The organism is Streptomyces sp. NPDC049887, from assembly GCF_040656535.1.
Lineage (GTDB): Bacteria > Actinomycetota > Actinomycetes > Streptomycetales > Streptomycetaceae > Streptomyces.
Window position 1 is genome coordinate 35,195 of the sequence record NZ_JBFAMM010000019.1, and the last position, 15,142, is coordinate 50,336.

The window sequence follows — 15,142 nt, forward strand, 5'->3', positions numbered from 1 at the left end:
CATGGGAGCGGGTCACCACCAGCGGCGGTGGTACACGTGGTAGTTATTCTTCCACTTGCCCTTCGGTGAACGCCGGTACTGGTAGATGGACTTCCAGTGGCCATCCGCCTTGCGCTGGGGGCGCCGCCACTGCCGCAGACCGCTGCGGGAGATCCGGCCCAAGCCGTTGCCGAAGCTCCTGGAGCCGCGACCGACCCACATGCGCCCCGCCAGCCACGACGTGGCACGGCTGGCGCGAATGCCACCGTCCATACCCCTCGCGGCGCGCGCGATGCGCACGATCCTGTATGCCCGGTAGGCCCAGGCAGCCGCGCCCAGGCCGGGCACGAAGCTCGCAGCTGTCAGCGCGATGTCCCACTTGTTGCGCCAGGCCCAACGCTTGGCTCTCTTGAACCAGCCCCATCTGCCGTCCAGGTCATAGCGGTTGATCGGGTCAGCGTTGACGTATTCATAGGCGTTGGCATTGCCTCCATACACGGGGTCGGATTGCAGGAATCGTCCGGTCGCGGGGTTGTAGAGGCGGACGCCCATGAGAGTGAGGCCGGTGAGGATCTCGGTGGAGCGTTGTTTGGCGCCGAGCCAGTTGTAGCGGGTGGCTACTTGGCCGGTGCGGGGGTTGCCGTACTCGTCGCTGTCCAGGACGACGGGGCCCTTTGTCGTGTCCAGCGGGAGCTGGAGGGTCACGTCGCCGTGAATGGAGGTGAGCTGGAGGACGGTGTCGCCGGTCTTGCTGGTGGTGGCGGCGAGGTCACCGCCGACCGAGTCCACGTTGCGGGTCAGTGCGCCGGTGGTGGTGTCCTCGATGATCCAGCGGGGGTTGTCGCTGTCGCTGTCGTAGTGGTTGCGCTTGGAAGCGGTCTGCGTCCAGGTGCCGCCGCTGTCGGTTTCGACCGTCCAGGAGCGGAAGCGCAGGTTGGCGTCGAGCTGCCAGGTCTGGCGCTTGCCGTTCGCGGTCTGCTGGTGCGCGAGGTCGTTGGTGTAGTAGCCGAGGGTGCTGCCGGGCAGGGCGGTGGTGCGGCCGAAGGCGTCGTAGGTGTAGCCGGTGTCGACGAGGCGGTCGGCGCTGTCGTAGGTGTGGCTGGTGGTGGTGCCTCCCGTGGTGGGGCATGCCGCGCTGGGAGCGGCGGTGGCCTTGCTCAGTGCGGTGCGGTTGGTGCGCTGGTCGAAGGTGTAGGACCGACGGGTGCACACGTCGCTGACGGTGTCGTCGACGTGGCCAGGCGGCCGGTGTTGTCGTACTGGTAGTTCTGGCTGGACCAGCCGGTGTGGGCGGTCACCTGGCCGTTGATGGACTCGGTGACCGTGTCGGAGGCGGCGATCACGCCGTCGCTGTCTCGCGTGCAGATGCGCGATGTCGTGGCGCCGGCGGTGTCCTCGGTGACGGTGAGGGTGTAGCCGCCGGGCAGCTTCTCCGTGGCGACAGACCCGTCAGCGTCGTAGGTGGCTTCGAAGGCTCCGGCGATGGAGTCGGTGGTCTTCGTGGCCATGCCGCGTGGTTCGGCGGTGTGGTCGTAGGTGTAGGTGGTGGTGGACGGGACGGTGTCGGTGACCTTGACCGGGCGGTCGAGCAGGTCATACTCGGTAGTGGTCGTGCCCCCGTCGGCGTCGGTGTAGGAGATCTGGCGGCCGAGCTTGTCGTACGCCTTGGTGATCGTCCCGCCGGTGGGCGAGACGGTCTTGATCGCCTTGCCGGTTGCCGGGTCGTACTCGGTGGTGGACTCCGGTACCGCCTGGCCGAGGCCGCCGGTGACCGTGACCGTTGTTGGGCGGCCCGCCGCGTCGTAGGTCTTGGTGGTGGTGCGGGTGGTGCCGTTGGCGGTGTCGGTGACGGTGGTGGGGTTGCCCCACCGGTCGTACTCGGTGGTGGACGTGGGCAGCTGGCTCGGGTTGGCGCCGCCGCCGGTGATCGCACCCGCGGGGCCCGTGGAGCAGACCAGGTCGGCCCATTCCGGACGGCCGTTACAGGTGCCGGTGCCAGTGGCGGACCAGTACGTCGTCACGCGGGCCGCCGCATCGGTCCCGGTGCTGCCGGGCAGGAGCGTCTTGGTCTCGCGGCCCTGGGAGTCGTACTCCTTCGCTGTGGTGAGGGCGAGGCCGACGGGGTCCTGGATGGTCTTGATCGGCAGGCCCTTGACCCAGTCGTAGTCGGTCTGGGTGGGACGGGTCTCGGCGTGGATGGTGGGGAAGTCCAGGATCTGGGCGCCGGTGGTGCTCTTGGTGACCTGGTCCTGGATAGTGGCGGTGCCGTCAGTGGGGCGGCCGGTGTCGTATTCGTTGACCGTCCAGGTGCGGGCGGCCACGGAGGCGCCGGACTGCAGCAGCGTCGTGCCGCCGGAGACCAGATCCTTGGTCAACTCTACTCGGCGCAGCGGGCCGAACTCCTCCGACTCCCGGGTTCCGGTGGCGTTGTAGACGGAGCGGGTGGAGAGCAGGTCGGCGCTGGAGTGCTGAGTGATGCCCAGGCTGGCCTGAACTGCGGTGTCACTGGCGGTGAGGCCGAGAGCGACAGCTCGGTTTGCCGCGCTCAGTTCTCGCACGGTGTTGCCGAACCGGTCGTACTCGGTGGTGGTGATGTGGCCGCCGGGGGTGATGCTGTTGACCTCGCGGCCGGAGGCATTGGTGTAGGTGATCGACGCGCGCGTGTAGTCCGCGGCCGTCAGGCTGGAACCGGCGTGGCCGGCCGGAGTGACGTCCGCAGGGAAGACGGCGGTAGCGTCGGTGGGGACATCAATCTGGCCCCATGCCTGCACATTTGCGGCGCCCATCGCATACGGGGCGGTGGTGCCGGTCAGCGGGACGTCGTAGACGACGCTGGTGGCTGCGGTGCCCTCGGTGATGTCGGCGCTGCCCTGCTGCAGACCGGGTCGGGATGCCTTCAACAGCATGCCCGCCCCGGCAGTGGCCGCGTTGCCGGCCGTGCCGTAGGTGAAGGTCCACGGCAGTTCGCCGGGAGGGGTCAGTGTGATGACGCGGCCAGCGGTGTCGTAGTCGTAGGCGGTCTTCAGCGCCGGGGAGACCCTGGGGTCCCACACCTCGCGCAGACGGCCGGAGTCGTCGTAGGTGTATTCGGCGATGGACGCCGCGGTGGAGCTGGTCGCGCCGGGGGCCGTGGACCACAGGCGGACCTGCTGGACCCGGCCGGCATAGTCGCCAAAGGACGTGGCGGTCGCCGTGGTGGAGGTCGCGTAGACGAACTCCAGCATCCGGCAGCCCTTGGTCGACGGGGTCGTCTCACAGGTCGCGGTGGATACCGCGGTGGTGGGGGCGATCATCGGTCTTGCCGTCCACCGTGGTCGTCTGGGAGATGACCTTGGTGGTGGAGTTGGTTGTCGGCAGGTAGGTCGAGGAGACCGTCCAGGTGGTCACCGCGGCGTCGGCCTTGGTGAAGGTCGTGGTGGTGCCCTCGGTGTCCTTCAGGGTAAAGGAGCCGGTCAGCGAACCGGTCAGGGTCAGGTCCTCGGCACCGGGCTCGCTCTTCCAGCCGCCGCCGGTGGTGGCGGTGAAGCCGGTTTCCTCACCGTCGACGTCGACCAGGGCAACCGAGGTGGCCGAGGTCTGCTTCACGTACACCCAGTCGGATTCGGTGAGCTCCGCGACCGTGCCGGAGGTCCACTGCGGGCCGAAGATCGGTGCCTGGCCCTCCTGCTTCGCCCCTGCATCAGGGCGGCGTGAGGAGGCGGTACGGGTCACGCTCATGTCGAACGCGGAGGCGTCGGTCTGGGAGAGGGTGTAGTCGCCGGTGAGGGTATTCACGCTACCGGGGCCGGCCGCTTCGGCTGGCGCGGTTCCGGCGTCGCGGTCGACGGTGGCGGTCACCGGCTGGGAGTAGCCGGTGGTGGTGCCGTCGGTGAACTCGGCCCGTACGTCGATGGGGCCGTCCTCGGCGAAGGTGCTGGTGATGTTCCAGACGAGTGCGGGCGGCGCACCGTTGGGCGCGGCCAGCGGCCAGGCGGTGACCGGGGAGCCGTCGGAGTTGTGGGTGACGTCGGCCAGCGGCTCTTCGGAGGCAATGCCAACCCCTGCGAGTACTGCCACGGCGACCCGGTAAACTGCACCGACCTGAGCGGAGAATGGTCATACAGCACCTGGAGCGCCTGGTGGTCACCGTACAGGCACGTCAAGATCTACACCACACGCAGTGAAGCAGGCTAGCTCGCCATCAAGATTCTTCGGTACTACATGTGGTACATCGCCACAGTGTCAGGCTACGCCTGGAAGAGAGGAAAGGGAGTCGTGATCTACAGCTATCTAGTCACAGTTCCATTCCTTCACACAGGGGTTCCCACTGTATGGCCGAGGGGAGGATGGTGATGTCGACTAAAAGGACGAAGGCTCAAACTGCCGCCTTCGCTGGAGAAGTGACTGCGGTCCTCGTACTGGCCGCCATGGCAGCTTTCATGGGGACAAGCGAGCCGTTGTTCCTTGGTCTTTTCGCTACAGGCGCCGTTTCGTTCCTCCTCGACGCCGGGAGACGCGCGCTTTCCTGGAAAAAGGAGCCACACGAACAGTGACTGCCATGCCGGTAGCACAAAGGTAGTACCGTGCCCTAAGCGGTGAACCGCCGAGGGAGTTTCACGTGAGGCAACCGCCTCACGCACCTGAGTCCCCGCCAGTTCCCTGGCGGGGACTCAGCCTGTTTCTGCTTTCCCAGCGCCGGTCTCGGCTGGTCATTCGTAGGATCGCGGGCGCGGTGGCGTCATTCGAGCCGTCGATCAGCAAGAACGCTCGGAAGAGGATCAGCAGCGCCACCAACTTCTATAGCTGCGACTGGCTCAACCCGGAGAACGGCTCGATCCACTTCGGATCATCCGCTGAGATCACCCCACCCATGCTCAGCCAACGCCCCAGCTACCACACCAGTTGCGGGACAACCTTTGGCCCGCCCGCGACTACGAGACACTCACCGCCAGCTCCGAGGCGATGATCCACATCGCCTCGATCGACAACCTCGCCAAGCGCATAACGGACGAGACCACGCCAACCTGACGAGGAACCCACTAGGGTATACAGGGCAATACACCTAGATCAAATGCCCTCTGAGAGTCCTGCTCGCACGCCAGTTGGATCTTCGTGGTGAACTCGCCGCGCGACCTGCCCAGCCCGTGGTCGTCCGGCTGGGCGGTGAGCGGGCCAGACGGCTCCTTCTGCCTGTTGCCGTCACGGCGGGCACCGGCCGCGTGCTGGTGGGCCCGGCAGATTCTGGAGTCGATGTTGACCTCCCAAGTGATCAGCCCGGCCGCGTCGGCTCTTGCCTGCAGCACCGTCAGCAGCCGGACCCACACGCCCTGCCGCCGCCAGCGCCGGAACAGTCCGTAGACGGTCTGCCAGGGTCCGTACTCGGTTGGCAGGTCACGCCACGGAACCCCGGTCCGCACCCGACACCGCACACCGTCCACCAGCCGCCGCCGACCCGGCGACCTGCGACCCACACCCGCCGCAGGCAACAAGGACTCCAGTACCGACCACTCCTCTTCAGAAAGATCCCCACGCCCCACACCGTGATCATCACGGGGCGAGGCGCGAACCGGAACCCGACCCAAAACGCTTCCTGGACGCGGCCGCCCGGGCTACGGCCCGAACCTCACCGTGCCCCAGGACACAGGCCTCGGCAGCCACCAACAGCCGACGCTACCGCTCGTCCAGATGCGGGAACAGCGCCGCGAACTTCACGGAGAGCTGGTCACGAACCTCGTCAGAGCGGCGCATGCCAGGCCAACGAGCCCCAGCACGGAAAGCAACACCTCGATTCCCTGTAAGCGTGTGGGGACACCGTCACAGTGCGCGCAGACCATCGATCACTCCCCTGAGCAGGCGCACGTCCACCAGTTGGGCTGGTGGTGCCGGAGGCCTCACACGGATGTGGCCGGCCCGCAGCAGATCTCCCAGCAGGACTCGCAGCACGCTCACCGGCAGGTCGCAACCCGATGCAATATCCACGACCACTCGGCTCTCGTCCCAGCAGAATTGAAGAATGGAGAGTTGTTCGGGTGTGAGCGTCAGATCCCCCACCTGCTCTCGCTCAACGTGGATGACTGCCAGCAGGTCGAATTCACTGCTCGTGGGGTGGGCGCGACCCGCAGTCACCGCGTACAGTCGCACCATCGGTCCTGCTTCGTCGTCGTACCATCGCCGGGAGTCGGTCATGGTGCGGCCACTCCGCCCTCCACGGTGTCATCGACCGCACGCGCAGGTGTGGTCAGATGCTCTCCCACCCGTCTCACGAGTGTGGCCATCTCGTAGGCCACCACGCCCACGTCGGCGCCGGTGCTGCTGAGGACCGCCAGACATGAGCCCTCTCCCGCCGCCACGACGAAAAGCATGCCGCCCTCGAGCTCGGCCACGGTTTGGACTACATCGCCGGCCTCGAAGTGGCGGCCGGCTCCCTTGGCCAGGCTGTGAAATCCCGAAGAGATGGCAGCGAAAACCTCTGCGTCCTCTTGGGAAACGCTCCCACAGGCCCCGACCACCAAGCCATCGCTGGAGAGCACTACTGCGTGTCGGATCTGAGGTACACGGGAGACCAGATCATCCAGCAGCCAGTCGATTTCACCCGGTTTGTGGGTGGTGTTGTTCATGATTCTTCTCCGGGTGACGGGTTCTCGGCGGTGCTGTGGTCGGTGGTCGCGTTCCGGCCTCGCAGCCATCCGGTACGCATGGCGTGCATGACGGCCCGCGCATCGTCGGGCGACGGCCTGGCGGAGACCGGCCGCTGCGAGGTAGCTGGGGCTGTCGGATCCTGAGGGATCGGAGTGCGCTCCTGCTCAGGCGCCTTGCCCCACTGGCGCGCCGTGTTAGGCCGTCGGACACGGCGCGGAAGTCCGGAGGGCAGTTGGGGGGCTTCTCCTGCGCCGGTTCTCCTGTCGGCGGCTGAGGAGTCCCCGACCGGGGCGGACCGCCGAACTTGCGGTGGGCCGAGGGGCGCAGGACTGGGCGCGGCGGGTTCCCCCTCGCGGTGCGGGTCTAGTAGCTGGATGGGACGGCCCTTCAAGGGCGGTTCGTCCCGTTCGGACATCTCCTGATAGGAGGATGCCGCATCCAGCAGAGCTTCGGGGACCAGGATGATCGCCAGCACTCCGTGGTAGGGCGACCTCTGGAGCGTGACCGTCACATCATGTCTCCGTGACAGCCGGTTGACCACGAACAGACCTATTTGTCGGGTCTCTCGCAGATTGATCTCTGTTTGCCGTATCCGGCGATTGGCCTCGGCCATCGCGTCGTCACCCATACCCAGCCCCCGGTCCTCGACCTCGAGGGCCAGTCCCTTGCCCACTCTCTCGCCTCGGACGATCACCCTGGTTTGCGGCGGGGAGAAGGTCACGGCGTTCTCTGCCAGTTCGGCGATCAGGTGTGTGATGTCGGCGACAGCCGGGCCCTTCAACCGAACTTCCGGTATGGCGCGGACCTCGACGCGAGGGTAGTCCTCGACTTCGGACACGGCGGCCCGTACCACGTCGAGGAAGGGCACGGATCTTCTCCAGCCCCGGGCCGGCAGGGCACCGGACAGAATGATGAGGCTTTCGGCATGGCGGCGCATACGATTCGTGAGATGGTCGAGGCGGAAGAGGTCCTCGAGCAGGGCGGGATCGTCCACCCGCCGTTCCATCTCATCCAGCAGGGACAATTGGCGATGGAGCAGTACCTGACTTCTGCGCGCCAGTTTCACGTAGACGCCGGAGATCTCGCTGAGCATCGCGGCCCGCTCCATACCCGCCCGGAGCTTCGCGCGCTCTACGGCACCAACGAGAACGGCTCGGTGAAGCGTATCGACGGCCGCACGCACCTGCCCGATCGTGTCGTTGCTCCTGGATTCCGGTGGCACCTCGGAGATGATGGTCACCTGCATCCCTGCCTCGATTCTGTCCAGATCCCGAGGGAGCCTGTGTCGGGCGAGGTCCAGGGTGGCGCTGCGCAGATCGACCAGATCGGCCACGAGTCCACGTCCGATGCGCATCGAGGCAAGAAGTGACAGCAGTACGCCAGCCAGACCTACCGCGATCGCGATGCCGGATGTGTCGATCAGGTCCAACCCGAAATGGTCGGGGTCGGACCTCTGTGGAAGGCCGACCTTTGCCTCCACCTCGCCCAGTTGCTGCAGAAACGATTCGGCCGATTTCCACTTCGCAGTGGAGACCGCGCGGGCCGCACCGGCACCGGCATGCACCGCCTCGACGTCTCTCTCCACCGACCTCATGGCCCGATGGGACGTGCTCGTCACGGCGTTCTCGTAGGCGGCTTCGGCCTCAGGGCGTAGATGCACCGCACGTGAAGCGACCAGTGCCTGGCGCGTGTGCGCTGCGGCCAGGAACACCCGGTGCTGCTCCACGGTGAACCGCCCGGACGCCTGGACGGCAACTGCCACGGCGTCCTCCCTGGTGACCATCTCTTTGACCAGGGAGAGCAGGGCAAGACCACGGGCATCCGGGAACACAACTGCGTCCTGCACGTCTGCCAGTGCGTGGTCGACTGCCGAGGCATGTTCGATGATCTCGGAGTAGTCCGAGAAGACCCTGTGCCAGCCGGCGGCGCGGTTGTGTATCAGGCCGCGCAGCGTCGGCAGTTTCTTCGACTCCTCCAGCAACGCTTCGATACGTGGGGACAGGTGCTTGGAGAGTGCCGCGGTTTCGGTCCTGCGCGCGCCGGCAGCCTCACGCAGCGCGTCGATCATGGAATTCGTGCGGTTCACCTGAGTACTGAACAGACGCGTGTTTCCGGCGGTGGGTGCCGTCATGTATCGCGACGCCGCGGTGCGTTCCGCCTGTGCCGCGGTGACAACACCGTGGAGAGGGACCAGCAATGTGGCATCCACTTCTCTGAGCCGCGCCACATCCGAGAAGTGCCGTGCACTGGTGACCGAAGCCAGGGCCACCAGCACCATCAGTGACAGCACGGGCGGGATGAGCAGGGCGATCACCCTGGTTCGCAACGACATCGCGCGTGGCCGAATCAGGTTGACTGGCAGCCCTTTTGCCGTACCTGAGCGGAAGCGTTCCCACGCGCGCAAGGACGTGCTCTCGAGCCTCGGCCCGTGATCGTGCGATCCCCGGGGAGGTGTTGTCTGACCTACCATGATTACTTCCTCTGGCGGAGGCGGGGGCGGCTAGGCACGGGGCAGGCACCACCACACCGGGACGGGACCGTGGCCGGACGACAGCCGGCGCCGTGCGGTACGTCTGGTCGGCACGGTCACTCACTCGGGACCGAGGCGCCGTAGGACATGGCGGCCGATACGGGCTCCTCCATCTCCTGCACTGTCGGTGACAGGGCGACGAATCCGCAGGTGACGAAGAGAAACGAGCCCACAGCCACGATGATCGGGAAGATGAACTCAATGGGGCTGGCGCCAGGCAGCACGGTGCGAACGGGCGTGGGGTGCACTTGCGCCGCGGTCATGGCCGTGTAGTGCATGCTGGCGATCGTCAGGCCCATGACCAACGAGGCGACCAGCGTTCCCCAACTCCCCTTGATCATGACAGCGGCCCACAGCGCTGCGGTGGCGGCGACCACGGCGATCAGCACGGACGCTGCGACCAGGAGCCGGTCGTAGACGATCTCCCCGTGAAGTTGCAGGGCGGCCATTCCCAGGTAATGCATTGCCGCAACGCCGAGCCCCGTGCAAGGGCCCGCCAGAAGTACGGAGCGAGTTCGAAAGCGCCCATAAGCGACCACGAGGAGCCCCAGCCCGACGACGACCATGGCGACCAGCAGGCTTACAAGGGTGAGCGGTACGTCGTATCTGATTTCCGAACTGGGAACACTGCAACCGAGCATCCCGATGAAGTGCATGGTCCAGATTCCGGATCCGATGCAGGCCGCGGCGATCAGAAGCCAGTTGAGCCGCGAACGCCCGGTGGCGACGAGTGACCGGGCTGTGCACCGGAGTCCCATCGCTGCACCAAGACAGGCCGTCACGTACGCAATGACTGGCGCCAGCCATCCGGTCTGAAAATGGTGCATACCATTCATATGGACTCCATTGGGTGTCTGCGGTTGACGGTGGAACCGGTGGAGGTGCGGCCGTGGTCACCAGAAGCGGCCAAGCGCTGCAACGATCCGAGGCGCCGCGCGGGAACCGTGGGCCATACGGCCACCGCGGCGACAGTGCGGAGCGTGCATCGGGGGCAGTCGGATGCGCCCTCATTCGCCCGCCGGACTCAACCGGGTCCCGTGGTGCGCCCGTGTCGCGCCCCGGGCCGATGGTGCATCTCATGGCTCCCGGTCAGACCTGCTGATGCCACTGCGCTCGGACGCCGGCCCCTCGGGGAGATCTCGTGGTGCGCGGTCCGGCGCGAGGGCCATGCCGTCACCGCGGTGGCGGCTGCCCGCCAAACAACCCGACGCGCCGGGGCGAACACTCGATCCGGCGGATCCGCCACCTGGAAGCTGGGGATTCCGGAGGGTCTCCGAATTCTCTGCATCACCGGGTGGAACGCTGCTTGAGCATTTTCTGGGACGGCGGCCCTGACCGGATGGCGGCCGGGAGTGAACACCTGCGGGACGAATGCGCTATGCGTCGGAGAGGGCATGCGTACGGGTTCCTTAGGGTCGCGTCACGCCAGAGGGCATGCCGCACGGACCGTCCCGGGCGTCTGGCCCCAGCAAGGGCCGAGTCCGTGGCGGCTGTGAATCGTTCTTGAGTGAACGCAATGTATGAGGGGCGGTTCTCGCTGAGCCAGTCCCGGACCATTCCGTTCTGTCATACGCAGGGCGGCTCGGCAGGTGGGGGTAGACGTGGTTGCCGGCTTCTCGGAACACATGCGGCACACGCTTCGGGCAGGAGTCCTGGCTGGTTCGCTCCGGCGGACGTCCAGTTCATGGAGAGCGCAAGGAAGAAGAAGCCTCGCCCCACCGTCCCTTCACGCCGGAGTTCAAGGGCGGGATCCCCGGTCGTACCGACGTGGTGACCGATCCACCGGTCAGGTCGCCAAGGACTTCGGTCGGGCCGAGACCGCGACGCGGAACCGGGTGTGCAGGATCCAGGTTGACGACGCCAGAGAACGTCACGGCCCGACCGGCGACGAGTGCGAGAACTCTCGCGGCTGCTGCGAGAGAACCGACGGCTCATGCGAGCTCACACGGCAGCTGCGGAGACCCAGGTGTCCACACTGCTCTCCAGAGGGAAGACGACCGGTACGGCCGTCGCCGGGTCACACGGCTGATGCGTCCGGCCGGGTCGAAGGCCGGCTCCGCAGAAGGCGCCGGTTGGTCGCCGACGCTCTCCCCGTCATCCGACACACCCGGCATCTGGGCGGGTGCCTCTATGTCCTTCGCCAAAGCCCGGGCTGGTCATGCTGCAACGGCCCTCTTGCAGGACCACGAAAAAAATAACGGGGTGTGCGGCCTGACGGCTGATACTGGCTGTTGAGTGGAGCGGCCTCCGCCGTCTGACGGAGGCCGCTGGGCCCGCGTGCGGGTGCGTCAGCTGACGGCCCATTGCTGGCTGGCGAAGAAGTTGCGCGGATCGCAGGGCTTGAGCACGACCGGGATACGGTCGCCGCCCGCGGCCTGCGCGTTCAGATCCAGGCACAAGCCGAGTTGCTGGCTTCGGATGGTCCCATCTGATTCGAACGTCCACTGCTGCTCTGAACGGCCGCAGTCGCCCAGGATGACGGCGGTGCTCTGCCTGCTGCGGGATGCTTCCAGGCACTGGGTACCGTTCTGGAGTTCCATGCGTGAGGTGTAGGCCCACAACTGGTTGGACGGGCGCAGGCGGTTGCAGGAGGAGACCTCAGCGTTCGAGCCTCGCTGGTCGAACGCGGCGTTGATGCACTTGTTCCACGTCCGGTTCATCAGCAGGTACTGGGCGCCGTCACCCTTGGCAGGAGAGGAGGGCGGGGTCCGCCTGGCTGTGGTGGGATTCGGCGTTGGGGTCGGGCCGGCTGTGGTGGTAGTGGGGGTCGGTGGGTGAGGGGGAGTCGATGGCAACGGCGCGTACACCTCCAGCTCCTGGATGCGTGAGGTCCCGTCCGCTTCGTTCTGGTTCGGCTGGGTCGGCTGGGTCGGCTGTGAGACGGTCAGCTTGACGTAGCGGGCTGACACCGGCGTCTTGAGGGGGTGGTGGGTGCGGCTGGCGCTCGATCCGGACACTGTCACGGAGGTGTCGAAGTTCGTACCGTCGGTGCTCGTCTGGATGGTGAAGGCGTTCGTATTCCGTACGGTGCTCTGTCCACCGAGCCCTGCGTGCTTGACCACGAACGATGACACGGTCCTGACCGAGCCGAGGTCGACCTGCAGGTAGCTCGAAGACGCGGGCGAGCACCAGGAGCTGTCAAGGGAGCCATCGACGGCCTCCGTCGGCGTGTGGCTCGCGTCGCAGGACGCGGAACCGCTGGTCGTCCGTCCCTGGGCCAGATTCGGACCGAGGTCCTCGGCGGCAGTCGGCCGGGGGTTGTCTTTGGTGAAGCCGTCGGTGAACGAGGGGGGCACGTCGCCGGCAGCCGTTCCCCAGACGGTGCTGGGCGACGAGCTCATCGTGAAGGCCAAAGTGCCTCCGCCAGCGATGTCCTGGTAGCGGATGAAGTTGTCGGTCGTCGTGGCGCCATTGACGGACAGGCTGTGCACATACGGTGCGTTCGGTTCGGCGCCACTGCCTGTTATCTGAATGCTCTTCCGCTCCCCGGGGGGCTGGATGAGCACCGAGGGGAAAAGCGGGCCGTGCAGGGCGAGGGTGTCGGCGCCCGGGGTGACCGGGTACATGCCCATGGCGGCCCAGACGTACCAGGCTGAAGTGGAGCCGAGGTCGTCGTTTCCGGGCAGGCCGCCTGCGTCGGTGGTGAACTCGTTCATGATCCGCCGCACCACCTCACTGGTCTTGGCGGGGGCGGCGGCGAAGTTGTACGCCCACGGCACGTTGTGCCCGGGCTCATTGCCGATGTAGAAGCCCGCCTGCCCAATGCCGACGTTGAGACGCGTGAAGTGCTGGTCGAGCCGCTGGACGCCGGTCGCCGGACCGCCCATCAGGTCGAACAGCGACTGGTAGTTGAATGGAACCATCCAGGTGTACTGCGAGGCGTTTCCCTCATTGAAGTTCCGGTGGTCCGCAGGGTCGAGCGGCGATTTCCACTCCTCCTTTTCCCAACGCGGCTGGATGTAGCCGGACGTGGAGTTGAACACCCTGGCCCAGTTCTGTGCGCGCTGCATGAAGGCGCCGGAATCATCGTCGTTCAACGCCTGCGCGAATGCGGCGATGGCGAAGTCCGAGGCCGCGTACTCCAGAGTCGTCGACGGCCGGCCCTTCACATAGCCGTACTCGTTGTAGCTTCCGTGCTCGTCCCGGATCGGCTTCCGGTCGAAGCCGGAGTCCGCATCGAATTTGCTGTCCCCCGAGGCATACGACTCGCCGGAGGCGTTCCTCTTCATCAGTTTCAGCGCCTTCGCCGTGTCGAAGTCCCGGATCCCGAAAGCGTAGGCGCTCGAGACGACGATCGGGCCGGGGTCGCTGTCCTTCATGGCGTACGTCTCGGTGTTCTGCTGTGACCAGTTGGGCAGCAGGTATCCCTGTTCCCCGTCGATTATCATCGATCTCACCACGTCCGTCATGACGTCGGGCACCACCAGCGCCGCAAGGGCGGCCCACGAACGGTAGATGTCCCAACCGGAGAAGTTCTGGTACACCGCGCTCATGCCGTCAGGTACTGTGTGTATGCCGTTGTCGAAGCCAGCGTATTTGGCATCGACTTTCTCTCCGTCCTTGACGTACGAGACGTCGCTGGAGACGTTGGGGGCCAACATCGTGTGATACAGAGCCGTGTAAAACTTCGTCAGGTCGTCGTCTGAACCACCGTTGACCTGGACCGAGTTCAGTCTTGTGTCCCAGGCGCGATCAGCCGCGTCCCTCACCTTGTCAAAGGTCGAATCGGCAGGCTGCTCCTTGGCCAGGTTCTGGCGGGCGCCCTCTGCACTGACGAAGGACAGACCCACCGCGACGGTGACCGTCTGGTCGCCCGTGGTGTCGAACGTGACGTAGGCGCCCGTCTGCTGGCCTTGCACTGCGGCGCCTCCGGCTCTGACCTCATCGCCCTTCCATGTGCCGGAGGCCGTGGGTGTGCGGTCGAACCGGAGCACGAAGTAGATCGGGAAGACGTTCCGCTGGGCGCCCGGCCGTGTGCAGAAGTCACCTCCATAGGTCTTCCCCGAGATCTCGTCTCCGTCCACGGCGATCTCCCCGCCTGTGCTGTTGCCGTGTGCGTCGGTGGACGGGTTGACCAAAACCTGCGCGGTGGCGGTCTTCGGGAATGTCAGCCGCGCCGCCGCAGTGCGCTGGGTGGCGCCGAGCTCCGCGGTTATGGCTGCGGTCTGCGTCGTCGTCTCTTTCAGCGTCACCTTGTAGTAGCCGGGCTTCGCCTCCTCGTCGCCCTTCGTGGCCGCGTAGCTACTCCAGTGATTTCCAGGCGAGTTCTGCTTGTCGAACGAAGCGGTGGTGGAGGGCATGATGGCGATGTTCTCGCCGTTCGGACAACCCGCCCCGCTGAAGTGGGTCAGGCTGAACTGGTCGATCTTCTCGTCTTCCCGGTGGTACCCAGACGTCCGCTCGCCCGGTTTGCTCGCCGCCTTGGAGGTGTCCGGGCTGAATTGCGCCATTCCGAACGGATACATGGCTCCGGGGTAGGTGGCGCCTCCCGCCCCACCCGGCACAGGGTCGGGCGACGCGCTGTCAGCAGTGCCGATGAACGGGTCCACGTAACGGCTCGGGTCCGTCACGGCCGCATGGCCCGATCGTTGGTTCAGAGGTGAGAGACTCACGCCGATCGCCGCGGCGCACAGCACCAGGACGAGGGTGATCACGTTTCGGCGACGGACGTGTCGCCCCCGGCGACGCAGCACAACGAAAGTGCCCATGCGAGTACGCTCCTTTGCCATTTCGGAGGAACATGGGCCCGCATATTTCTGGGCGGTCGTCGGACACCCGGTCCGGCGCTCGAGGCCGGAGGTCTGCTGGCCCGTGGGCAAGAACAGTGAAGGACTGGCGTCCGTGCCGGAAAGCGTACTTTTACCTGTATCGCTTCCTGTGGGGGCACAGCGGCTCCGTCGCGGCCCCATCGGCTGTGTGGTGTAAAGCACGCCTCCGCCGGACCGCCCCCGCTGACCAGCAAAGGGCTGTGGGAAAGCATGCTCACTGCTCCGTTCACCGCGGCTACCAGCGAGT

The 15,142-nt window shown here is 66.2% G+C and carries 6 protein-coding genes and 2 pseudogenes; 1 reads left to right on the forward strand and 7 read right to left on the reverse strand.

Features of this window, described 5'->3' with window-relative positions; all coding sequences use genetic code 11:
- Nucleotides 1-12: 12 nt before the first annotated feature.
- Nucleotides 13-3,987 (reverse strand): annotated as a pseudogene (locus AB0J10_RS22450) (RHS repeat-associated core domain-containing protein); the annotation flags it as partial.
- Nucleotides 3,988-4,881: 894 nt separating this feature from the next.
- On the opposite strand from AB0J10_RS22450, the pseudogene AB0J10_RS22455 reads away from it, so the two are divergent.
- Nucleotides 4,882-4,986, forward strand: a pseudogene (locus AB0J10_RS22455) (IS5/IS1182 family transposase); the annotation flags it as partial.
- A gap of 11 nt (nucleotides 4,987-4,997) precedes the next feature.
- Here the strand turns inward: AB0J10_RS22455 and AB0J10_RS22460 are convergent.
- From AB0J10_RS22460 to AB0J10_RS22485, 6 genes are all read right to left on the reverse strand, one after another.
- Entirely contained in the window at nucleotides 4,998-5,495 is a 498-nt protein-coding gene (locus AB0J10_RS22460; RefSeq protein WP_363064229.1) for an IS5 family transposase, read from the reverse strand.
- 277 nt (nucleotides 5,496-5,772) lie between these two features.
- Nucleotides 5,773-6,144, reverse strand: coding sequence for a DUF742 domain-containing protein (locus AB0J10_RS22465; RefSeq protein ID WP_363064231.1), 372 nt, complete (start codon nucleotides 6,142-6,144; stop codon nucleotides 5,773-5,775).
- Nucleotides 6,141-6,575, reverse strand: a complete 435-nt coding sequence (locus AB0J10_RS22470; RefSeq protein ID WP_363064233.1) for a roadblock/LC7 domain-containing protein — start codon at nucleotides 6,573-6,575, stop codon at nucleotides 6,141-6,143. Before AB0J10_RS22470 ends, AB0J10_RS22465 begins: the two co-directional genes overlap by 4 nt.
- Entirely contained in the window at nucleotides 6,572-8,911 is a 2,340-nt protein-coding gene (locus tag AB0J10_RS22475; RefSeq protein ID WP_363064235.1) for a nitrate- and nitrite sensing domain-containing protein, read from the reverse strand. Before AB0J10_RS22475 ends, AB0J10_RS22470 begins: the two co-directional genes overlap by 4 nt.
- A 272-nt stretch (nucleotides 8,912-9,183) precedes the next feature.
- On the reverse strand, nucleotides 9,184-9,963 hold the full coding sequence (locus AB0J10_RS22480) for an MHYT domain-containing protein (RefSeq protein ID WP_363064237.1): 780 nt from the start codon (nucleotides 9,961-9,963) through the stop codon (nucleotides 9,184-9,186).
- A 1,452-nt stretch (nucleotides 9,964-11,415) separates the two neighbouring features.
- On the reverse strand, nucleotides 11,416-14,835 hold the full coding sequence (locus AB0J10_RS22485) for a GH92 family glycosyl hydrolase (protein WP_363064239.1): 3,420 nt from the start codon (nucleotides 14,833-14,835) through the stop codon (nucleotides 11,416-11,418).
- Nucleotides 14,836-15,142 lie beyond the last annotated feature (307 nt).

Coding starts and splice junctions, on each gene's coding strand:
- AB0J10_RS22465 (WP_363064231.1), bottom strand. CDS start 6,144: ATGACCGACTCCCGGCGATGGTACGACGACGAAGCAGGACCGATGGTG.
- AB0J10_RS22470 (WP_363064233.1), bottom strand. CDS start 6,575: ATGAACAACACCACCCACAAACCGGGTGAAATCGACTGGCTGCTGGAT.
- AB0J10_RS22480 (WP_363064237.1), bottom strand. CDS start 9,963: ATGAATGGTATGCACCATTTTCAGACCGGATGGCTGGCGCCAGTCATT.
- AB0J10_RS22485 (WP_363064239.1), bottom strand. CDS start 14,835: ATGGGCACTTTCGTTGTGCTGCGTCGCCGGGGGCGACACGTCCGTCGC.